The organism is Streptomyces achromogenes (genome assembly GCF_030816715.1).
Classification (GTDB): domain Bacteria; phylum Actinomycetota; class Actinomycetes; order Streptomycetales; family Streptomycetaceae; genus Streptomyces; species Streptomyces achromogenes_A.
On sequence record NZ_JAUSYH010000001.1, the window covers coordinates 7,886,907 to 7,907,318 of the forward strand.

At 74.7% G+C, this 20,412-nt stretch carries 14 protein-coding genes, 2 pseudogenes and 1 riboswitch; of the genes and pseudogenes, 6 read left to right on the forward strand and 10 right to left on the reverse strand.

Features of this window, described 5'->3' with window-relative positions; all coding sequences use genetic code 11:
• Positions 1-113 precede the first annotated feature (113 nt).
• Positions 114-1,076 (forward strand): TIGR02452 family protein, encoded by a 963-nt coding sequence (locus tag QF032_RS35120; protein ID WP_307048229.1) that lies wholly within the window; start codon positions 114-116, stop codon positions 1,074-1,076.
• Here the strand turns inward: QF032_RS35120 and QF032_RS35125 are convergent.
• The 4 genes and pseudogenes from QF032_RS35125 to QF032_RS35140 all read right to left on the reverse strand — a co-directional run bounded on the left by QF032_RS35125 (position 1,061) and on the right by QF032_RS35140 (position 4,858).
• A complete protein-coding gene (locus tag QF032_RS35125; protein WP_307059233.1) occupies positions 1,061-1,507 on the reverse strand; it encodes a type II toxin-antitoxin system PemK/MazF family toxin in 447 nt (148 codons plus the stop codon). The two genes, QF032_RS35120 and QF032_RS35125, sit on opposite strands and share 16 nt — an antisense overlap.
• A 46-nt stretch (positions 1,508-1,553) precedes the next feature.
• Positions 1,554-3,035 (reverse strand): flotillin family protein, encoded by a 1,482-nt coding sequence (locus QF032_RS35130; RefSeq protein ID WP_307059236.1) that lies wholly within the window; start codon positions 3,033-3,035, stop codon positions 1,554-1,556.
• 155 nt (positions 3,036-3,190) lie between these two features.
• Positions 3,191-3,409, reverse strand: coding sequence for a hypothetical protein (locus tag QF032_RS35135; protein ID WP_306946617.1), 219 nt, complete (start codon positions 3,407-3,409; stop codon positions 3,191-3,193).
• Between the two features lie 29 nt (positions 3,410-3,438).
• Positions 3,439-4,858 (reverse strand): annotated as a pseudogene (locus tag QF032_RS35140) (amidase).
• Between the two features lie 255 nt (positions 4,859-5,113).
• Here QF032_RS35140 and QF032_RS35145 point away from each other — a divergent pair.
• From QF032_RS35145 to cobM, 3 genes are all read left to right on the forward strand, one after another.
• Entirely contained in the window at positions 5,114-6,502 is a 1,389-nt protein-coding gene (locus QF032_RS35145) for a glycoside hydrolase family 43 protein (protein WP_307048235.1), read from the forward strand.
• 126 nt (positions 6,503-6,628) lie between these two features.
• On the forward strand, positions 6,629-7,927 hold the full coding sequence (gene cbiE / locus QF032_RS35150; protein WP_307059238.1) for a precorrin-6y C5,15-methyltransferase (decarboxylating) subunit CbiE: 1,299 nt from the start codon (positions 6,629-6,631) through the stop codon (positions 7,925-7,927).
• Positions 7,924-8,673 carry a precorrin-4 C(11)-methyltransferase gene (gene cobM / locus QF032_RS35155; protein WP_307059240.1) on the forward strand — a complete coding sequence of 250 codons (750 nt, stop codon included), beginning with the start codon at positions 7,924-7,926 and terminating at the stop codon, positions 8,671-8,673. The genes cbiE and cobM overlap by 4 nt, the downstream gene beginning before the upstream one ends.
• Before the next feature lie 34 nt (positions 8,674-8,707).
• Here cobM and QF032_RS35160 read toward each other — a convergent pair whose 3' ends face one another.
• Positions 8,708-9,850, reverse strand: a complete 1,143-nt coding sequence (locus tag QF032_RS35160; RefSeq protein WP_307059242.1) for a cobalt-precorrin-5B (C(1))-methyltransferase — start codon at positions 9,848-9,850, stop codon at positions 8,708-8,710.
• Between the two features lie 18 nt (positions 9,851-9,868).
• On the opposite strand from QF032_RS35160, the pseudogene QF032_RS35165 reads away from it, so the two are divergent.
• Positions 9,869-10,612: pseudogene (locus QF032_RS35165) on the forward strand (cobalt-precorrin-6A reductase); the annotation flags it as partial.
• A gap of 116 nt (positions 10,613-10,728) precedes the next feature.
• Here QF032_RS35165 and QF032_RS35170 read toward each other — a convergent pair.
• The 3 genes from QF032_RS35170 to cobG are packed head-to-tail and all read right to left on the reverse strand — an operon-like array spanning position 10,729 to position 14,176.
• Positions 10,729-12,222: a precorrin-2 C(20)-methyltransferase gene (locus QF032_RS35170; protein WP_307059244.1), complete on the reverse strand. Its 1,494-nt coding sequence runs from the start codon at positions 12,220-12,222 to the stop codon at positions 10,729-10,731.
• Positions 12,219-12,890, reverse strand: a complete 672-nt coding sequence (locus QF032_RS35175) for a precorrin-8X methylmutase (protein WP_306946603.1) — start codon at positions 12,888-12,890, stop codon at positions 12,219-12,221. Before QF032_RS35175 ends, QF032_RS35170 begins: the two co-directional genes overlap by 4 nt.
• Complete coding sequence (gene cobG / locus QF032_RS35180) at positions 12,887-14,176, reverse strand: precorrin-3B synthase (RefSeq protein ID WP_373430509.1); 1,290 nt, start codon at positions 14,174-14,176, stop codon at positions 12,887-12,889. The genes QF032_RS35175 and cobG overlap by 4 nt, the downstream gene beginning before the upstream one ends.
• A 103-nt stretch (positions 14,177-14,279) precedes the next feature.
• A riboswitch (cobalamin riboswitch) is annotated at positions 14,280-14,356 on the forward strand.
• 53 nt (positions 14,357-14,409) lie between these two features.
• Here cobG and cobN point away from each other — a divergent pair.
• Complete coding sequence (gene cobN / locus QF032_RS35185) at positions 14,410-18,003, forward strand: cobaltochelatase subunit CobN (RefSeq protein WP_307048245.1); 3,594 nt, start codon at positions 14,410-14,412, stop codon at positions 18,001-18,003.
• Between the two features lie 97 nt (positions 18,004-18,100).
• Here cobN and QF032_RS35190 read toward each other — a convergent pair whose 3' ends face one another.
• A complete protein-coding gene (locus tag QF032_RS35190; RefSeq protein WP_307048247.1) occupies positions 18,101-19,222 on the reverse strand; it encodes a PP2C family protein-serine/threonine phosphatase in 1,122 nt (373 codons plus the stop codon).
• Between the two features lie 136 nt (positions 19,223-19,358).
• Positions 19,359-20,336, reverse strand: coding sequence for a quinone oxidoreductase family protein (locus QF032_RS35195; RefSeq protein WP_307059247.1), 978 nt, complete (start codon positions 20,334-20,336; stop codon positions 19,359-19,361).
• Positions 20,337-20,412: the final 76 nt, after the last annotated feature.

The window sequence follows — 20,412 nt, forward strand, 5'->3', positions numbered from 1 at the left end:
CACGATGCGTGCATGAGCTCGACGGGGGAGACGCGCGGCGTGCTGCGCGAAGCGAGGTGCGGGGCAGGAGTGACCGCACGGCGCGCGCTCATGGGGTCCACGGGGGTGGCCCCATGAGCGCGCGGCTGCGCGGCATCGCCCGGGAGACCGAGCAGATCGTGGCCGCCGGCGGCTACCGCGCCTCCGACGGGCGCACGGTGTCCCTCGGCGCGGCGGTGGAGGCCGCCCGGGCCGGCACGCGGACGGCGGGACCGGGACCGGTCGAGGTGCCCGCCGCCCCGCCGGTGGACCTGCGCGTCGAGGTCACCGGCGAGAGCAGCCTGGAGGCCGCCCGCCGGCTCGTCGGCGCGTCCACGGAGGGCTTGCCGACCGCCGGAGGGACGACTGTCGCCGGAGGAACGCCGGTCGCCGCAGGGAAGCCTGTCGCCGGGGTGAAGCCGGTTGCCGGGGGAGAGCCGGCCATCCGGGCAGACGCAGACGCGGTCGCCGTCCTCAACTTCGCCTCCGCGCGCAATCCCGGCGGCGGCTTCCTCAACGGGGCCCAGGCGCAGGAGGAAGCGCTGTGCCGGGCCTCCGCGCTGTACACGTGCCTGCTGGAGGCCCGTGGCTTCTACGACCACCACCGCGCCCACCGCGACGCGTTCTACACGGACCGCGTCATCCACTCACCGGCCGTCCCCGTCTTCCGCGACGACCGGGGCCGTCTGCTGGACGAGCCGTACACCGTCGGCTTCCTGACGGCCGCCGCGCCGAACGCGGGCGTGGTGCTGCGGACGACGCCGCAGCGGGCCGGCGAGCTGCCGCGCGCCCTGTCCGCCCGCGCGGAACGGGTCCTGGAGACGGCCGCCGCGCACGGTTACCGGCGCCTGGTGCTGGGCGCATGGGGCTGTGGGGTGTTCCGCAACGACCCCGCACAGGTGGCGGAGGCGTTCCGGGCCCTGCTGGCGGCCGGCGGACGCTTCGAGCACCGGTTCGCCCACGTGGTCTTCGGGGTGCTGGACCGGACCCCGGGCGGCACGGTCCGCGCCGCCTTCGGGCACGCGTTCGGCCGGACGGGTGCTCAGGTCCAGCCGTAGCGCTCGTGGAGGCGCTGCCGCACCAGGTTGAACCGCATGCGGTCCAGCGCGCAGGCCTCACGGCGCATGCCGTCCTCGTGCAGCCGCAGCACGCGGTCGACGTCCACCCAGGAGTCGCGGCCGGTCCGGTCCCACGGCCCGCTGCCGATGGCCACCCACTCCCGGTCGCCGTCGTGCCGCTTGCTGGACAGCTGCACGGCCAGGAAGGTGCCGCCCGGCTCCCGGGCGACGACGAGCACCGGACGGTCCTTGCCCCGGCCGTCGTTCTCCTCGAACGGCACCCAGGTCCACACGATCTCGCCGGGGTCCGGGTCGCCGTCGTGCGCGGGGGAGTACTCGGTGCGCACCCGGCCGACCTCACGCGGGGCGGCCTCGACGGTGGCGGTGGGGCCGGAGCGGCCCGGGACGTCTGCATCGGTAAACGCGGTCACGGGGGCACCCTAAGCGGTGTCCCCGTGACCGTGCCTCACCGGCGTGTCACCTCTCCTCGACGGGCACCTTCTGCGAAGCCGGTCCCGCCGACCCGTTCAGCGGCGAAGTCCCGCCGGGGGCCTGGCCGTTCTGGTTCATCGAGGCGAGCAGCTGCCGGGCCAGCCCCAGCCCCGTCCCGCCCATGGTGAGCGCCTTGGCGAACACGTCCGCCATGCCGTCGGCGCCGTTGAGCAGCACCATGTTGTCGACGTTGCCGAAGGCGGACGCGCCCGCCTTCACGATCTCCGGCCAGTTCTCGGCGAGTTGCTGGGCGACGACCGCCTCCTGGTTCTCGGCGAGCGCGGCGGCGCGGGCCTTGATGGCCTCCGCCTCCGCGAGACCCTGTGCCTTCGCCGCCTCGGCCGCCGCCAGGCCCCTGGCCTGTGCGGAGGCCGCCTCGGCCTCACCGGTGGCCCGGGTGGCGGCCGCGGAGGCCTCACCCCGGGTCCTGGTCGCCTCGGCCTCGGCGCCGGCGGCCTGCTTGACGCGGGTCGCCTCGGCGGCCGCCGCGAGCTCCGTCTCCTTCGCCTTGGCCTCGGCCGCCGAGATCCGGGCGTCGCGCTCGGCCTCGGCCAGCGTGCGCTTCTCGTAGGCCTGCGCGTCCGCGGGCTTGCGCACGTCCGCCTGGAGCTGCTGCTCGCGACGGTGCGCCTCGAGCTCGGCCACCCGCGTCTCCTGGACGACGACCTCCTGCCGGGCCGCGGCGTCGGCGAGGGGTCCCGCCTGACGTGCCTTGGCGCCCGCCTTGTCCCGCTCGGCCTGGTAGCCGGCCTGGAGGATCTCGCTGTCCCGGGTGGCCTCCGCCATCCGGGCGAACGAGGCCTGCTCCGCCTCCGTGGCGAGCCGGTTCGCCTCCGCCTGGGCGATGCGCGCGTCCCGCTGCACGGCCGCCGCGTGCGGCATCGCCATGTTCTTGATGTAACCGGTCGGGTCCTCGATCTCGTGGATCTGCAGCGAGTCCACGATCAGGCCCAGCTTCTCCATCTCCGTACCGCAGGCGGCACGGGTCTGCCCGGTGAGCTTCTCCCGGTCGCGGATCATGTCCTCGACTGTCAACCCGCCCACGATGGACCGCAGATGACCGGCGAAGACGTTGTGCACCCGCTCCGACATCAGCTTCTGCTGGTCGAGGAAACGCCGGGCCGCGTTGGCGATCGACACGAAGTCGTCGCCCACCTTGAAGATGACCACGCCCCGCACCCTGAGCGGAATGCCCTGGTGCGTCACGCAGTCCACCTGCAGTTCGGTCTCGTTCAGGTCGAGCGACAGCTTGCGCACCACCTGCACGCCGGGCATCACCAGCGTGCCGCGCCCGGTGACGATGCGGAAACCCATGCCCGCCTCGAGACCCTCGGTGCGGTGGTTGGAGCCGGAGATGACGAGTGCCTCGTTGGGCTCCGCGACGCGCCACATCATCTTGAACAGACCGATCAGCGCGAGGACGGCGACAACCGCCACCCCCGCAACGACGCCGACAACCATCGGCATACGCCCCCTTGTGATGGTGCCCTTTCGGCACCGAACGAAGGGAGTGTGCGCCTCGCCGGCCCCCGGTTGAAGGCGCTGACGCATCCTTGTTGCAATCTTGACGCTTACGTTCCCGAAGCCGTACGAAAGCGGCCCTCACCTGGGCCGCGGCGGGCTCAACTGTCGTACGCGCGGGTGACGTAGACCGATCGCGGCGGCAGGTGCTCCACCACCATCACGACGGTGCCGCACTCGATGCGGGCCGTGCCGTCCGCCGCGTAGGCGAGGAAGTGCTCGGCCCCGCCGCGCACCCGGACCATGACCTCGCCGACGAGCCCCGGCCCGATCGTCCCGGTGACCCGCCCCATGAGCCCCACCATCGACGCGTCGTCCATGGTCACAGGGTACGGGCACAACACGGCCGTCAGGCAGGGGAGTCGGCGACCGCCTCGCTCGGCCACCGTTCGTGCCAGCGCAGCTCCGCCTCCAGCTGGGCGGCGAGCGAGAGCAGCAGCGGCTCGCTGTGCGCCGGCCCGAGCAGCTGGGCGCCCACCGGCAGCCCGCCGGGGGCGAAGCCGGCCGGGACGTTGGACGCCGGGCCAGCCCAGCACGTTCCACGGCCAGGCGTACGGACAGGCGGCGATCATGGCGCGGTCGGTGGCGAACCCGCTCAGCTCCAGCATGGCCCCGATGCGCGGCGGGGGAGCGGCCGTCGTCGGCGCGAGGACCACGTCGTAACCGGCGAAGAAGGCGCCGACGCGGCGGTGCAGGACCGTCTCGGCGCGCCGGGCCGCCCGCAGCGGCGCCCCGCCGAGCAGTCTGCCCAGCCGGGCGGCGTCCCGGGTGCGCCGGTCCAGGAGCGCGGGGAAGGGCGCGTCGGCGACCCACTCGGCGATGCCCGCGGTCGCCCGGGGCACGAAGGTGAGGCCGATCTGCCCGTACGGCGGATCGGCCTCCTCGACCGTGTGGCCCAGGCCGGCCAGTTTCTCGGCGAGTTCCAGGACCCGGGCGCGCACCTCGGGCCGCAGCCGGGCGGCCACGGCGGTGAACGGCGGTTTCAGCGACAGCGCGATCCGCAGCCGGCCGGGGTCGCGGCGCACCGCCGCCGAGGCGTCGACGGCAGGGGGCCGGTGCGGGTCGTGTGCGTGGTTGCCCGCGGCCGCGTCGAGCAGCAGGGCCGCGTCGGCGACGGTCCGGGCCAGGGTGCCGTTGACGGTGATGCCCTGGAAGGACTCGCCGCGCGGCCAGGTCGAGATGCGGCCCCGCTGCGGTTTGACGCCGATCAGATGCGTCCAGGAGGCCGGGATGCGGACGGAGCCGGCCCCGTCCGACCCGAGGGCGGCCGGCACCAGTCCCGCCGCCACCGCCGCGGCCGAACCGCCGGAGGAGCCGCCGGGCGTGTGCCCGGTGCTCCACGGGTTGCGGGTGGCGCCGAAGGCCGGCCCCTCGGTGAACGGCCACTGTCCGAGCTCGCAGGTGTTGGTCTTGCCCACGATCACGGCTCCGGCCGCCCGCAGCCGCCGGACCGCCTCACCGTCCTCGGCGACGGGCGGGTACACGCCGGCGCAGCCGAACGCGGTCGGCTCGCCCGCCACGTCCATGTCGTCCTTGACGGCGACGGGGACCCCGAGCAGCGGGCGGCGCACGCCGGACGCCAACTCCCGGTCGGCCGCCTCGGCCTCGGCGAGCGCGGCCTCGGCCCGCACCACCCGGAAGGCGTTGAGGACGCCCTGGCTCGCCTCGATCCGGGCGAGGGTCCGCTCGACGAGCGTGCGGGACGACACCTCGCCCCCGGCCAGGGCGCGTACGGTGTCCGTCAGACCTGCGGCACGGTCGGGCGTCATGCGGGGGCACCTCCGGGACGACGTTGTCTACCGCACGGTAACCTGCGGCCGCCGGACAGCGGAACGGCGCGCGCACCACATCGAGCCGGACGTCCTGGTGAGGGCGGGGCCGACCCTTCGGCGGCACAGCCACCCCACAGGCACCGCGTGTTCCTGCGCAGGGGATTGACGTGCTCCCGCCCCACCCCTAGCTTCTGATCGACTTTCCGGACCTTGTTCGGGATGTCGAACCCTGAGCCGTAGGAGAGCCGCACCATGACGACACGTCCCCCCGCCCCGTCCCGCCGTGCCCTGCTGCGCGCGATGGCCGTGCTGCCCGCCGCCGCATTCGTGCTCGGCGAGGCCCCCGGCCTGCTCGGCACGGCCCTCGCCGCCGCGCCCGCCGCCGGATCGGCCAGCCGCTACACCATCGTGCCGTTCCTGGACAGCAACGACGGCACGGTGAACGTCTACCAGTCCGACGACGCCACCGACTTCCGGCTGGTGCAGGCCTCCGCGTACACCCCGCCCAGCAACCGCATCCGCGACGCGAGCGTCTTCAAGCACACCAACGGCTACTACTACATCACCTACACCACCCACACCTGGCAGGACGCCAGCACCACCATCGGATTCGCCCGCAGCTCCGACCGGGTCAACTGGACGTTCCTGTACGACTACACGGTCCCGATCGCCAACCTCTCCCGCGCCTGGGCGCCGGAGTTCTTCGTCGACAGCGACGGCAGCGTCAACGTCATCGTGTCCTGCTCGACGACGAACGACGAGTGGATCTTCACGCCGTACCTCCTCAAGGCCACCAACTCCTCGCTGACGGCTTGGAGTTCACCGGTCGCCTTGTCCGGCATCGGCGCCAACCACATCGACACGTACATCGTGAAGACCGGGTCGACCTACCACGCGTTCACCAAGAACGAGACGGCGAAGTACATCGAGTACGCGACGGCGTCCAACCTCGCCGGCCCCTACACGATCAAGAAGACCGGCGACTGGGCCGGCTGGGGCAGCTACCGCGAGGGCCCGACCGTCATCCAGCTCGACAACGGCGCCTGGCGAATCTTCTTCGACGGCTACGGCGACCACAAGTACTACTACAGCGACAGCTACGACTCCTTCGCGACCTGGAGCGCCCCCAAGGCGCTGCCCGGCATCTCCGGCACGGCCCGCCACTTCACGGTCATCAAGGAGACGGTGACCGGTGGCCCCACCCTGACCAAGAACGCCACCCGCTCCCTGCGGTCGGGCAACTACACCACCCGCTACTGGCAGGAGCAGTCCGCCCTGCTCAACCTGCCCGTGGTGACCGGCTCCAGCACCGCCGCCGAGAAGCAGGCGGCCACCTTCACCGTCGTCGCCGGGCTCGCCGACGCCAACGCCTACTCGTTCCGCGACGCGGCCGGCAAGTACCTGCGCCACTACTCCTTCCGCGGCCGCTTCGACACCAACGACGGCACGTCCACCTTCGCGCGGGACGCCACCTTCATCGCCCGCACCGGCACGGCCGCGGGCTCGGTCCGCTTCGAGTCGTACAACTACCCGGGCAACTACCTGCGCCACTACAACTACGAACTGCGCGTCGAGCAGTCCGACGGCACGGACCTCTTCCGGCAGGACAGCTCCTTCGTACCGGTGACAGCCTGGTCCTGAGCTGCACCGCCGCGGCCGCGCGGCAGGAGGCGGGCGGTGGCACCCGGGGCGAACGCCCAGGCCACCGCCCAGTAGAGTGCGCCCCTGTCGTCCCCGAGCCGTCCACGAACACCGAGGTAGCGCGCAGTGACCCCCGCACGACCAGGACCGTCGCCCGCCGTCACCGCCACAGCCGCCGCCACAACCGCCGTCACCGTCGTCGGGATCGGAGCGGACGGCTGGGCGGGCCTCCCGGACGCCTCCCGCGCCGCGCTGGGCGCGGCCGAGGTCCTGATCGGAGGTCCGCGCCAGCTGGACCTCCTGCCGCCCGACTGCGCCGGACTGCGCGTCCCCTGGCCGTCCCCGCTGCGACCCGCCGTCCCCGGCCTCCTCGCCGCGCACGCCGGCCGCCGGATCGCCGTCCTGGCCAGCGGGGACCCCATGTTCCACGGCATCGGACGCGCCCTCGCCGAGGAACTCGGCCCCGCGCGGCTGCACGTGCTGCCGCACCCCTCGTCGGTCTCCCTCGCCGCCGCCCGCCTCGGCTGGCCGCTGGAGGACGCCGAGGTCGTCACCCTCGTCGGCCGCCCCACGGCCCGCCTCGCCGCCGCCCTGCACACCGGCCGACGGCTCCTCGTCCTCGGCGCGGACGCCGCCGCCCCCGCGGAGATCGCCGCCCTGCTGCGCGACCGCGGGTTCGGGCCGAGCCCGATGCGGGTCCTGGAACAACTCGGCGGTGCGAGGGAACGCACGACCGCGCCGCGCACCGCCGACGACTGGCCCGCCGGCGGACCGCTCGGCGACCCGCTGAACGTCGTCGCCGTCGAATGCCGCCGCGCCCCGGACGCGCTGCGGCTCGGCGCGGGACCCGGGCTCCCGGACGAGGCGTACGAGCACGACGGCCAGCTCACCAAGCGGCACGTCCGCGCGGCCACGCTCGGCGCCCTCGCCCCCGCCCCCGGCGAGCTGCTGTGGGACGTCGGCGGCGGCTCGGGCTCCATCGCGATCGAGTGGATGCGCACGCACCCCTCGTGCCGCGCCGTCACCGTCGAGAAGGACCCGGCGCGGGCCGCGCGCATCGCCCGCAACGCCGACCGGCTCGGGGTGCCCGGACTGCGCGTGGTCACCGGCGCGGCCCCGGCGGCCCTGGCCGAACTCCCGTCGCCCGACGCGGTGTTCGTCGGCGGCGGGCTCACCGCGCCCGGGCTGCTCGACGCGTGCTGGGAGGCGCTGCCGGCCGGCGGACGGCTGGTCGCCAACACCGTGACGCTGGAGTCGGAGGCGCTGCTCGCCGAGGCCCACCGCCGCCACGGAGGCGAGCTGGTGCGGCTGGCCGTGGCGCACGCCGTCCCCGTCGGCGCGTTCACCGGCTGGCGGCAGGCGATGCCGGTGACCCAGTGGGCCGTCCACAAGACCCTCGACACCTCTGCGGGAGAAGACCGATGACCGTGTACTTCATCGGCGCCGGGCCCGGCGCCGCCGACCTGATCACGGTGCGTGGCGCGCGCACGCTCGCCGCCTGCCGGGTCTGTCTGTACGCGGGCAGTCTGGTCCCGCGCGAGCTGCTCGCCGAATGCCCGCCGGGCGCGCGGCTGGTGGACACCGCCCAGCTGGACCTCGACCGGATCACCGCCGAGCTGGTGCGCGCCCACGAGGAGGGGCACGACGTGGCGCGGCTGCACTCCGGGGACCCGTCGGTGTTCAGCGCCGTCGCCGAGCAGATGCGGCGGCTGGACGCGGCCGGCGTGCCCTACGAGGTCGTCCCCGGCGTGCCCGCCTTCGCCGCCGCGGCCGCCGCCCTCAAGCGCGAGCTGACCGTGCCGACCGTCGGCCAGACCGTCATCCTCACCCGGATCGCCCACCGCGCCACCGCCATGCCCGAGGGCGAGGACCTCGCCACCCTCGGCCGCAGCGGCGCGCTCATCGTGCTGCACCTCGCGGCCCGGTACGTGGACCGGGTGGTCGCCGAGCTCCTTCCGCACTACGGCGCCGACTGCCCCGCCGCCGTCGTCGCCTACGCCTCCCGCCCCGAGGAGCTGATCATCCGCGGCACGCTCGACGAGATCGCCGGCCGGGTGAAGGAGGCCGGGGTGCTGCGCACGGCCGTCATCCTGGTCGGCCGGACGCTGGGAGCGGAGCAGTTCCGTGACAGCCACCTCTACTCACCCGACCGCGACCGTCACATCTGCTGAACGCCCGCCCCCGTAGCGGGTAGCGGGGCTCCGGCTACGGGCCGGCCACCGTGCTGCGGCCCACCACCGTCCCCGCGCGGTCGATGCAGACGACGTCGACCGCGACCGGGGCCCCGCGCAGCACGCCCAGCGCCTCGTCGCGGGCGGCCGTCGCCACGAGGTCGCCGAGCGGAACCCCGGCCGCGGCGCACAGCTGGAGCGCGGCGAGCCCCGTGTTGGCCCCGGCCACCTCCGCGGCGAGCGCCGGGTCCGCGCCGCCCCTGCGGGCCAGCTCGGCGAGGAAGCCCTTGTCGACCTGGGACCGGGCGGAGTGCAGGTCCAGGTGGCCCGCGGCGAGCTTGGAGAGTTTGGCGAAGCCGCCGCAGATCGTCAGACGCTCCACGGGGTGGCGGCGGACGTACTTCAGTACCGCCCCGGCGAAGTCGCCCATGTCGAGCAGGGCGTCCTCGGGCAGCCCGTACTCGGCGACGACCGTCCGCTCCGACGTCGACCCCGTGCACCCGGCGACATGCGTGCGGCCCGCCGCCCGGGCCACGTCCACGCCCCGCCGGATGGAGTCGATCCAGGCCGAGCAGGAGTACGGCACGACGATCCCGGTCGTGCCGAGGATGGACAGCCCGCCGAGGATGCCCAGACGCGGGTTCCAGGTGGAGCGGGCGATCTCCTCGCCGTGGTCGACGGAGACGGTGATCTCGACGTCGCCCGCGCCGCCGTGCCGGGCCGCCGCCTCGGCCACATGGTCGCGCATCATCTGGCGGGGGACCGGGTTGACGGCGGGCTCCCCGACCGGCAGAGGCAGTCCGGGACGGGTGACCGTGCCCACACCGGGCCCCGCCCGGAACACCACCCCGGCCCCGGCCGGCAGCAGCCGCACCGTGGCCCGGACCAGCGCCCCGTGCGTGACGTCCGGGTCGTCGCCGGCGTCCTTGACCACCCCGGCCATGGCGTGGTCGTCCGTCAGCTCCTCGGCCGCCAGCGCGAACGCCGGCGTCTGCCCCCTGGGCAGCGTGATCGTCACCGGGTCGGGGAACTCACCGGTCAGCAGGGCGGTGTAGGCGGCCGTGGTGGCCGCCGTCGCACAGGCGCCGGTCGTCCAGCCGGGCCGCAGACCGGTGTGCTTGAGTTGGGCGCCGCGGCCGCCCTTCGGGTCGCCCGCGCCTGCCACGTCACTGCTCATGATCGGATCCGGACTCTCGTGCACGTACTGATTCTCGGCGGAACCACGGAGGCCCGCCGCCTCGCCGGGCTGCTGCACGGCACGCCCGGCCTGGAGCTGACCAGTTCCCTCGCCGGACGGGTGGCCAGTCCCCGGCTGCCTCCGGGCGAGGTCCGCGTCGGTGGCTTCGGCGGGACCGAGGGGCTGACGGCCTGGCTGCGCGAGCGGGCCGTCGACGCGCTCATCGACGCCACCCACCCCTTCGCCGCAACCATCAGCTTCCACGCGGCGCGGGCCGCTGCCACCGCCCATGTTCCCCTGCTCGCCCTGCGCCGCCCCGGCTGGGTCCCCGTCGAGGGCGACCGCTGGCACGAGGCCGGCTCCCTGGAGCACGCGGCGCGGCTGCTGCCCGCGCTCGGCCGCCGCGTGTTCCTCACCACCGGACGGATGGGCCTGCCCGCGTTCGCCGCCCTGGACGAGCTGTGGTTCCTCGTGCGGTCCGTCGACGCGCCCGAGACCCCGCACCCCTCGCACGGCGAGATCCTGCTCGACCGCGGCCCCTTCACCCTGGACGGCGAGCGGGAGCTGCTGCGCCGCCACCGCATCGACGTCGTGGTGACGAAGGACAGCGGAGGAGCGGCGACCGCGCCCAAGCTGACCGCGGCGCGTGAGGCCCGGCTGCCCGTGGTCGTGGTCCGGCGGCCGCCCGTCCCGGAGGGCGTGCCCGAGGTCGGGGAGCCCGAGCAGGCGGCCCGTTGGGTGGCGGAACGCCTCGCCCACCGCGCCCCGCGCCTGACTCCCCGGCCCGCTCACGCCCCGGCCCGAGCCGCCCGCGCAGGAGGCGCCCCCGCCCCTGGTGCCTGCGGCGGCGGCGTCGGTCGGCCGGCGCCGCCGCAGGGTCACGCCTCGGGGTGTCGGCGAGGGGTCCAGACGATCTGCTCGCCGTCACCCCGCCGCACGGCACGCGTCTGCGAGGAGCCCACCAGCAGGATCGTCCGCATGTCGACCACGGCGGGGTCCAGATCGGCCAGCCGCACGATTCGCACCCGCTCACCGGGGCCGCCGACGTCCCGCGCGACCACGACCGGGGTGTCCGGCGCCCGGTGCTCCAGCAGCAGCTCGCGCGCCTTGCCCACCTGCCACGTGCGGCTGCGCGAGCCCGGGTTGTACAGCGCCAGCACCAGGTCCGCCGAGGCCGCCGCGCGCAGCCGCTCGGCGATCACCTCCCACGGCTTGAGCCGGTCGGAGAGGGAGATCGTGGCGTAGTCGTGCCCGAGCGGGGCCCCCGCGCGCGCGGCGGCCGCGTTGGCGGCGGTCACCCCCGGCAGCACCCGCACCGGCACGTCCGCGTACTCGGGCTGCGAGGCGGCCTCCAGGACGGCGGTCGCCATCGCGAACACCCCCGGGTCGCCGCCGGAGACGACGGCCACCCGCCGGCCGCGCTCCGCCAGCTGCAGAGCGAACTCGGCGCGCTCGGACTCCACCCGGTTGTCGCTGCCGTGCCGCAGCTGGCCGGGCCGTACCGGCACCCGGCCGAGGTATGTGGTGTAGCCCACCAGATCGTCGGCGGCGGCCAGCGCCGCCCGGGTCTCGGGCGTCAGCCACAGCGGGCCGGCCGGGCCGGTGCCGACCACCACGACGTCCCCACGGGGCCGCACGGGACGCTCGGCGTCGACCCGGCTGGGCAGCACGGCCACCGAGAAGTACGGCACCGACTCCGGGTCCACGTCGGCCAGTTCGCCGGTCCGCTCCCCGCTCATCGTGGCCCGCTCCACATACCGCGCCTCGTCCAGCCGGCCCGCGGCCTCCAGCGCGCGCCGCACCTTGGGGAAGGTGCGGCCCAGCTTCATCACGACGGCCACGTCGGTGGCGGCGAGCCGCGCCGTCAGCTCCTCCTCGGGCAGCGTGCCCGGCAGCACCGTCAGCACCTCCTCGCCCTCGGCGAGCGGGGCCCCCAGCCGGGCGGCGGCGGCGGACACCGACGTGACACCGGGGATCACCTCTGTGTCGTAGCGGTCGGCGAGCCGCTTGTGCATGTGCATGTAGGAGCCGTAGAAGAGCGGATCGCCCTCGGCGAGCACCGCGACCGTGCGCCCCGCGTCGAGATGCGCGGCGAGCCGGGCGGCGGCCTCGGCGTAGAACTCGTCCATGGCGCCCTGATAGCCGCCCGGATGGTCGGTGGTCTCCGTGGTGACCGGGTAGACCAGACGTTCCTCGACGTGGTCGGCGCGCAGGTGCTTCGCCGCGATCGAGCGGGCGATGGACCGGCCGTGCCGGGCGCTGTGATAGGCGATCACGTCCGCCTCACCGATCACCTCGACGGCCCGTACGGTCATCAGGGACGGGTCGCCGGGGCCGAGCCCGACGCCGTACAGCTTGCCCTTGCCGCTCATTCTTCCTCGCTCGCGATCGCGTTGAGCGCGGCGGCCGCGATGGCGCTGCCGCCACGGCGTCCGCGCACCACCAGGTACTCCAGGCCGAGCGAGTTCGCCGCCAGCGCGTCCTTGGACTCGGCCGCGCCGATGAACCCGACCGGCGCGCCGATCACGGCGGCGGGCCGGGGCGCGCCCTCCTCGATCATCTCCAGCAGCCGGAAGAGGGCGGTGGGCGCGTTGCCGACGGCGACCACCGAGCCCTCGAGCCGGTCCCGCCACAGCTCCAGCGCGGCGGCGGTGCGCGTGGTGCCCAGTCGCGCCGCCAGCTCCGGGACGCCCGGGTCGGACAGCGTGCACAGCACGTCGTTGGCGGCGGGCAGCCGACGCCGGGTCACCCCGCTGGCCACCATCTGCACGTCGGTGAAGACCGGCGCGCCGGCCCGCAGGGCCTCGCGGGCGCGGGCCACGACGGACGGCGTGTACGCCAGGTCCCCTGCGAGGTCGACCATCCCGCAGGCGTGGATCATCCGGACCGCGACCTGGCTGACGTCGGCGGGCAGCCCTTCGAGGTCGGACTCCGCGCGGATGGTGGCGAAGGACCGGCGGTAGATGGCCGCACCGTCCTTCTCGTAGTCGTAGCTGCTCACGGTGTTCGTCTCGCTGCTCTCGATGGTGGTACGGCTCATGAGGTGATCGCCGCCAGGGCGGCGGCGAGGTCGTCGGGGTCGTTCATCGGTGCGGTGCGCGTCGGACGGCCCGACCGGACGGCGGCCAGCCGGTAGCCGCCGTCCGCGGAGGCGACCACGTCGATCCGGTCGCCGTGCGGATGCCCGCAGCGCCGTTCGCAGCCGGACCAGTACAGCGGGAGGGCGCAGGCGCCGGCCGCGTCGACAGTGTCGGCCGCGTCGGCCCGGACGTCGGCGTGGGATTTGCCACACCCGGGCCGTCCGACGCACGCGCCGACGCGCGGCCAGGGCGAGGCCGGGTCGGTGACGAGACCGGCGGCGGCCAGCCGGGCGAGAGATTCGGCCCGCTGCCGCGCGCCCAGGCCCGGCACGGGGACGACGACTCCGCGCCACGGGGTCAGCCGCAGCTCGGTCCCGGCGACCCGCGTCAACTCCCGCCACTGCTCGGCGGAGAGCCGCCCCAGCGGCACGTGCGCGGACAGGGCGTCGCCGACGACGCCGGGCGCGGGCACCTCCGCGACCGGGACGGGGGCGACCTCCGTGAGGGGCGACCGGCCGATGCCTTCGGCGGCCAGGCGATGGCGAACCCGCTCGGCCAACACGCCCTCGGGCAGGGTGAGTTCGGCCACCCGCCAGACTTTGCAGCCGGACTCCCGGACCGCTTCCACAAACGTCTCCGCCGCCAGCAGCGCGGCCCGTGGCGCGTCCCGCGCGGACACCCGTACCGCACCCGGATCGAGCACCGCGCCGCCGTCGTCGGTCGCCCGCAGCGCCACGTCGGCGCCGAGCCCGGCCACGTCCCCGCGCCCGTCGTCCAGGGCGAACAGGAACCGGCCGGACAACTCCCGGGCCGGCCCGCTCGCGCACAGCGCCGCGTCGAGGTCCGGCAGCCAGGGCCGGACGTCGTGCAGGCTCCGTCCGTCGAGGCCGGACAGCGGCGAGGCGACGACGTTGCGCACCCGCTCGTGCCCGGGCGAGGGAAGCAGCCCCGCCGCGTCCAGCACGGCGGCGAGCTCCGTGCCGCAGCCGTCCGCGAGACCCCGCAACTGCACGTTGCCGCGCGAGGTCAGATGGAGTTCCCCGTCCCCCAGCCGCCCGGCCGCCGCGCCCAGCGCCTCGGCCTGACGGACACTCAGCACCCCGCCGGGCACCCGGATCCGGGCCAGCGCCCCGTCGTCCGCCGCGTGCAGCCGCAACGCCCCGGGGCAGGCGTCACCGCGGTCCCGTGAGACCGCTGTGGCCAGGGATGTTGGACGGAGGTCAGCCGAGGACATGGCGGCGAGCATACCCACGTCCACCTGGGAGGTATGCCTGTGCCCTCTTCCCCCGGCCCCTTACTATGCTCTGCGGTGGATCATCCGGTCCGCCATCGCCACGACGGCGACAGGGGAGGAAGCCCGGTGCGAATCCGGCGCGGTCCCGCCACTGTGAACCCGGCCCTCACCGGCCGGGCGAGCCAGGAACTCCCGCCGTCCGACACCGCCCGGGGCGCGGACACCCCGAGGAAGGCCGACGCCCCATGATCCTTCTGCTGTCGACGTCCGACACCGACCTGCTGAGCGCCCGCGCCGCAGCCGGCCCGGTCCCGTACCGCTTCGCCAACCCGGCCCGGCTGGTCCTCGACGACCTCCCCGCGCTCCTCGACGGCGCCGACCTCGTCGTCGTACGCCTCCTCGGCGGGGTGCGCGCCTGGCAGGACGGCCTCGACCTGCTGCTCGCCGACGGCCGCCCGGTCGTCGTCCTGACCGGTGAACAGGCCCCCGACGCCCAGCTGATGGCCGCCTCCACGGTCCCCGTCGGCATCGCCGCCGAAGCCCACGCCTATCTCGCCCATGGCGGCCCCGCCAACCTGGAGCAGCTCGCCCGCTTCCTCTCCGACACGGTCCTGCTCACCGGCCACGGCTTCGACTCCCCGGCGTCCGCCCCCACCTGGGGCCCGCTGGAGCGGCCCGCGCGGGCCGACGCCCCCCGGGTCCCGACCATCGCCGTGCTGTACTACCGGGCCCATCACATGAGCGGCAACACCGCCTTCGTGCACGCCCTGTGCGACGCCGTCGAGGCGTCCGGCGCCCGGGCGCTCCCGCTGTACGTCGCCTCCCTGCGCTCCCCCGAGCCGGAGCTGATCGAGGAACTGCGGGCCGCCGACGCGATCGTCACCACGGTGCTCGCCGCGGGCGGCACCCGCCCCGCCGAGGCCTCCGCGGGCGGCGACGACGAGTCCTGGGACGCCGGCGCGCTGACCTCCCTGGACGTCCCGATCCTCCAGGCGCTGTGCCTGACCTCCTCACGGACCGACTGGGAGACGAGCGACGAGGGCGTCTCCCCGCTGGACGCGGCCGGACAGATCGCCGTCCCGGAGTTCGACGGCCGGCTGATCACCGTCCCGTTCTCCTTCAAGGAGATCGACGCCGACGGACTGCCCGCCTACGTCGCCGACCCCGAACGGGCGGCCCGCGTCGCCGGCATCGCCGTACGCCACGCGCGGCTGCGCCACATCCCGCCCGCCGACAAGCGCCTCGCGCTGGTCCTCTCCGCCTATCCCACCAAGCACTCCCGCATCGGCAACGCGGTCGGGCTGGACACCCCCGCCAGCGCGGTCGCGCTGCTGCGCCGGCTGCGCGAGGAGGGCTACGACTTCGGCGGCGCCGACGTGCCTGGGCTGGCCTCCGGCGACGGCGACGAGCTGATCATGGCGCTCATCGAGGCGGGCGGCCACGACCAGGACTGGCTCACCGAGGAGCAGCTGGCGCGCAACCCGGTGCGGATCCCGGCGGCCGACTACCGCCGCTGGTTCGCCGCCCTGCCCGAGGAGCTGCGCACGTCCGTCGAGGAGCACTGGGGCCCGCCGCCCGGCGAGATGTTCGTCGACCGCAGCCGCAACCCGGAGGGCGACATCGTCCTCGCCGCCCTGCGCTTCGGCAACCTGCTGATCCTCATCCAGCCCCCGCGCGGCTTCGGCGAGAACCCGATCGCCATCTACCACGACCCCGACCTGCCGCCCTCGCACCACTACCTGGCCGCCTACCGCTGGATCGCCGCGCGGACCGAGGACGGCGGCTTCGGCGCCGACGCGATGATCCACCTCGGCAAGCACGGCAATCTGGAGTGGCTGCCCGGCAAGAACGCCGGTCTGTCCGCCGCCTGCGGCCCAGACGCCGCCCTCGGCGACCTCCCCCTGGTCTACCCCTTCCTGGTCAACGACCCGGGCGAGGGCACCCAGGCCAAGCGCCGCGCGCACGCCACCCTCGTCGACCACCTCGTCCCGCCGATGGCCCGCGCCGACTCCTACGGCGACATCGCGCGGCTGGAGCAACTCCTCGACGAGTACGCCCAGATCGCGTCCATGGACCCGGCGAAGCTGCCGGCGATCCGCGCCCAGATCTGGACCCTCATCCAGGCCGCCAAGCTCGACCACGACCTCGGCCTCGCCGACCGCCCCGACGACGACGGCTTCGACGACTTCCTGCTACACGTCGACGGCTGGCTCTGCGAGGTCAAGGACGCCCAGATCCGCGACGGCCTGCACGTCCTCGGCAACCCGCCGGCCGGCGCCGACCGCGTCAACCTCGTCCTCGCGATCCTGCGCGCCCGCCAGATCTGGGGCGGCGCCACCGCGCTGCCCGGCCTGCGCGAGGCGCTCGGCCTCGACGAGTCCGCCGCGACCCGCACGACGGCCGACGAGGCGGAGGCCCGGGCCCGGGCCCTCGTCCAAGCCATGGAGGACGCGGACTGGGACCCGGCCGCAGTCCCGGCCGAGCACGGCGAACAGGTCGCCGCCGTCCTGGAGTTCGCCGCCCGCGAGGTCGTCCCGCGGCTGGCCGGCACCACCGCCGAACTCGACCACGCCGTGCACGCGCTGGCCGGCGGATTCGTGCCTGCGGGCCCCTCCGGCTCGCCGCTGCGCGGTCTGGTCAACGTCCTGCCGACCGGCCGCAACTTCTACTCCGTCGACCCCAAGGCCGTCCCCTCCCGGCTCGCCTGGGAGACCGGGCAGGCCCTCGCCGACTCGCTCCTGGAGCGCTACCGCACCGACAACGGCGAATGGCCGACGTCCGTCGGGCTGTCCCTGTGGGGCACCAGCGCCATGCGCACCGCCGGCGACGACGTGGCCGAGGCCCTCGCCCTGCTCGGCGTCCGCCCCGTCTGGGACGACGCCTCGCGCCGCGTGACCGGCGTGGAGGCCGTCCCGCACGAGGAGCTGGGCCGCCCGCGCATCGACGTCACCCTGCGCATCTCGGGCTTCTTCCGGGACGCCTTCCCGCACACCATCGCCCTGCTGGACGACGCGGTCCGCCTCGCCGCCTCGCTCGACGAGCCGGCCGAGGTCAACCATGTGCGCGCGCACGTCCGGGCCGACCTGGCGGAGCACGGCGACGAACGCCGGGCCACCACCCGCATCTTCGGCTCCCGCCCGGGGACGTACGGCGCCGGCCTGCTCCAGCTCATCGACTCCCGCGACTGGCGCACCGACGCCGACCTCGCCGAGGTCTACACGGTGTGGGGCGGCTACGCCTACGGCCGCGAACTGGACGGCCGTCCGGCCCGCGACGAGATGGAGACGGCCTACCGGCGGATCGCGGTGGCCGCGAAGAACACCGACACCCGCGAACACGACATCGCCGACTCCGACGACTACTTCCAGTACCACGGCGGCATGGTCGCCACCGTCCGCGCGCTGCGCGGCACCGCCCCCGAGGCGTACATCGGCGACTCCACCCGCCCCGAGACGGTCCGCACCCGCACGCTCGTCGAGGAGACCTCCCGCGTCTTCCGCGCCCGGGTCGTCAACCCGAAGTGGATCGAGGCGATGCGCCGCCACGGCTACAAGGGCGCCTTCGAACTCGCCGCCACCGTGGACTATCTGTTCGGCTACGACGCCACCACCGGCGTGGTCGCCGACTGGATGTACGACAAGCTCACCGAGACCTACGTCCTGGACCCGACGAACCGCGAGTTCCTCCAGCAGGCCAACCCGTGGGCGCTGCACGGCATCGCCGAGCGGCTGCTGGAGGCGCAGTCGCGCGGGATGTGGGCCAAGCCCGACCCGGCGGTGCTGGAGCGGTTGCGGCAGGTGTACCTGGAGACGGAGGGCGACCTCGAGGGCGAGGACTGACCGGCCCCTCCCGCCCGCTCGACCGCGTCCGCCGCCGCGACGCCGTGGCGTGCGCGACCGGTTTGGACCCGCCCGGCGCGGGCCCGGACCGGGTGCTTCAGCGCCTCGGTGCCCGGCGGACGGTCAGGACGGCGACGTCGTCGTGGCGGCGGCCGTCCCCGGCGAAGCCGCGGGCGTCCTCGTGCAGGGCCCCGGGCAGTTCGGTGGGGGAGCGGTCGAGGTGCTTCATCAGACGCTCGTCCAGCGGATAGAACGTGCCGTCGGCGGCACGGGTCTCGGTGAGCCCGTCGGTGGTCAGCACCAGCGTGGCGCCGGCCGGGAACGCGAACCAGTCCACGGTCGTGGGCTCGACGGCCAGTTCGGCGAGCCCGAGCGGGACGCCCGGGTCCACCGCGGCCGTGGTGACGGCGCCCTCGTGCACCAGTCGCGCGGGTATGTGGCCGCAGTTGACGACCTGCGCTTCGTCGTCCGCGTCGACACAGACGATGAGGGCGGTCACGAACCGTTCGTCGTCCCCGGTCTGTTCGGCGTAGGAGTTGTGCCGGACGACCGCGGCGTCCAGGGCGTCGACGAGCGCGGTGAGCGTGGGCTCCCGGTAGGCCGCCTCCCGGAAGGCGCCGATGACGGCGAACGCGGCGCCCACCGCGGTCAGGCCCTTGCCCTGCACGTCTCCGATGAGCACGCGGGTGCCCCACGGCGAGTCGACGACGTCGTAGATGTCGCCGCCCACCAGCCGGTCCTCCTGCACGGGTTCGTAGACACCGTTGACGAGGACGTCGTCGGTGACCAGGGGGAGAGGGTGCAGGATGTGCCGCTGCATCGCGGCGGCGGTCGAGCGCAGCCGCAGCATCTCCTGCTCACGCGCGATGCGGCGGTGGCAGGCGTACACGGAGACGACCCCGAGGACCAGGGTGAGCAGCACCAGGACACTGCGGTCCAGCCACCCGGCCCTGTCGCCGGCCCGCAGGAACAGGGTGAGGGAGACGAACAGGGTGGTCCACGCGGCGACGAACCTGGTCTGCTGCACGGTGCACAGCGCCGACGCCGTTCCCGGCAGGAACACCAGGAGTCCGAGCAGCCACACCTCGGACCCGGACAGCACGCCGAGCACCTCGACCAGCACCGTCACGGAGAGCACGCCGACGACCGTCTCTGCGTTGCCCGGGGGCTCGATGGCGTCGAGGGCGTCGGCAGGTCTCTTCCGACGTATACCGATCATGGGGACTCCCGGGCGCGTGGCGATCCTCTCCACCTTAGACAGACCGTCGGTCACCGCGGCAGCCGAGCCGTGGGCGATGGCACGGGCCGGGGGAGGACGGCCGGCGGCAGGACGCCGGCGCCACCGCCCGCGGCGCTCAGCCGGAGATCCGCAGCAGCAGCTTGCCGGTCGACGTGCGGCCGCCCATCAGCTCGTGGGCGCCGGCCGCGTCCGCCAGGGGGAACTGTGCGGTGACCGGAACCCGCACCGAACCCTCGGCCACGGTGCGCAGGGCGCGCTCGGTGAGCCGGCGGAGCTCCTCGGGCGCCGACCGGGCCAGGCTCAGGATGGAGAACCCGGCGACGGAGCGGCCCCCCTCGTACAGCTCGGGCTGCCCGACCTGCCACGGGGGCGCCCCGCTCGCGTTGCCGAAGGACACCAGGCGTCCGAAGACGGCCAGCGTGTCGAGGCCGCGCCGCAGGGTGTCGCCGCCCACCGGGTCGAGCACCAGGTCGACCCCCCTGCCGCGGGTGGCGCGGCGGACGCCGTCGGTGAAGGCGTCCTCGGTGAAGACCTCGTCGTAACCGTGCTCGAGCGCGTGCGCCGCCTTGGCCGCGGAGGACACGACGCCGTACACCGCGACCGCGCCGGCCGCCCGCGCCAGCTGCCCGGCGACCGTGCCGACGCCGCCCGCCGCGCTGTGCACCAGCACGGTCTCGCCGGCGCGCAGCCGCCCCACCTCGTGCAGCAGGGCGTGCGCGGTCGGCAGCACGGTGGGCAGCGCGGCCGCCGTGCGCAGGTCCACGCCCGCGGGGAGCGGGAGGACGGCGGCGGCCTCGGCGACCACGACCTCCGCGTAGGCGCCGCGGTCGACCAGGGCGGCGACCTCCTGCCCCGGGCGCAGCCCGGTGACGCCCGGGCCGACGGCCCGGATCCGTCCGGATACCTCCAGCCCCGGACGGAAGGGCAGGGAACCCACCCGGTACCCCTCCGCGCGGGCCTTGAGGTCCGCGAAGTTGACGCCCGCGTAGGCGGCGTCGAGGGTGACCTGTCCCGGCCCCGGCTCGGGCGTCTCGACCTGGACGACCCGCAGCACCTCGGGACCGCCGTACTCCTGGAACTCCACTGCGCGCATGACGGTGTCACCGCACCCTTCGACGACTGTTCAATGGGAAGCGAACACTGGGACTGTAAGATATTCATCGAACACC

Bases quoted from the DNA above. Each gene is read 5' to 3' on its own strand.
- QF032_RS35120 (WP_307048229.1), top strand. From the start codon at position 114: ATGAGCGCGCGGCTGCGCGGCATCGCCCGGGAGACCGAGCAGATCGTG.
- QF032_RS35130 (WP_307059236.1), bottom strand. From the start codon at position 3,035: ATGCCGATGGTTGTCGGCGTCGTTGCGGGGGTGGCGGTTGTCGCCGTC.
- QF032_RS35135 (WP_306946617.1), bottom strand. From the start codon at position 3,409: ATGGACGACGCGTCGATGGTGGGGCTCATGGGGCGGGTCACCGGGACG.
- QF032_RS35145 (WP_307048235.1), top strand. From the start codon at position 5,114: ATGACGACACGTCCCCCCGCCCCGTCCCGCCGTGCCCTGCTGCGCGCG.
- cobM (WP_307059240.1), top strand. From the start codon at position 7,924: ATGACCGTGTACTTCATCGGCGCCGGGCCCGGCGCCGCCGACCTGATC.
- QF032_RS35160 (WP_307059242.1), bottom strand. From the start codon at position 9,850: ATGAGCAGTGACGTGGCAGGCGCGGGCGACCCGAAGGGCGGCCGCGGC.
- QF032_RS35170 (WP_307059244.1), bottom strand. From the start codon at position 12,222: ATGAGCGGCAAGGGCAAGCTGTACGGCGTCGGGCTCGGCCCCGGCGAC.
- QF032_RS35175 (WP_306946603.1), bottom strand. From the start codon at position 12,890: ATGAGCCGTACCACCATCGAGAGCAGCGAGACGAACACCGTGAGCAGC.
- cobG (WP_373430509.1), bottom strand. From the start codon at position 14,176: ATGCTCGCCGCCATGTCCTCGGCTGACCTCCGTCCAACATCCCTGGCC.
- cobN (WP_307048245.1), top strand. From the start codon at position 14,410: ATGATCCTTCTGCTGTCGACGTCCGACACCGACCTGCTGAGCGCCCGC.
- QF032_RS35190 (WP_307048247.1), bottom strand. From the start codon at position 19,222: ATGATCGGTATACGTCGGAAGAGACCTGCCGACGCCCTCGACGCCATC.
- QF032_RS35195 (WP_307059247.1), bottom strand. From the start codon at position 20,336: ATGCGCGCAGTGGAGTTCCAGGAGTACGGCGGTCCCGAGGTGCTGCGG.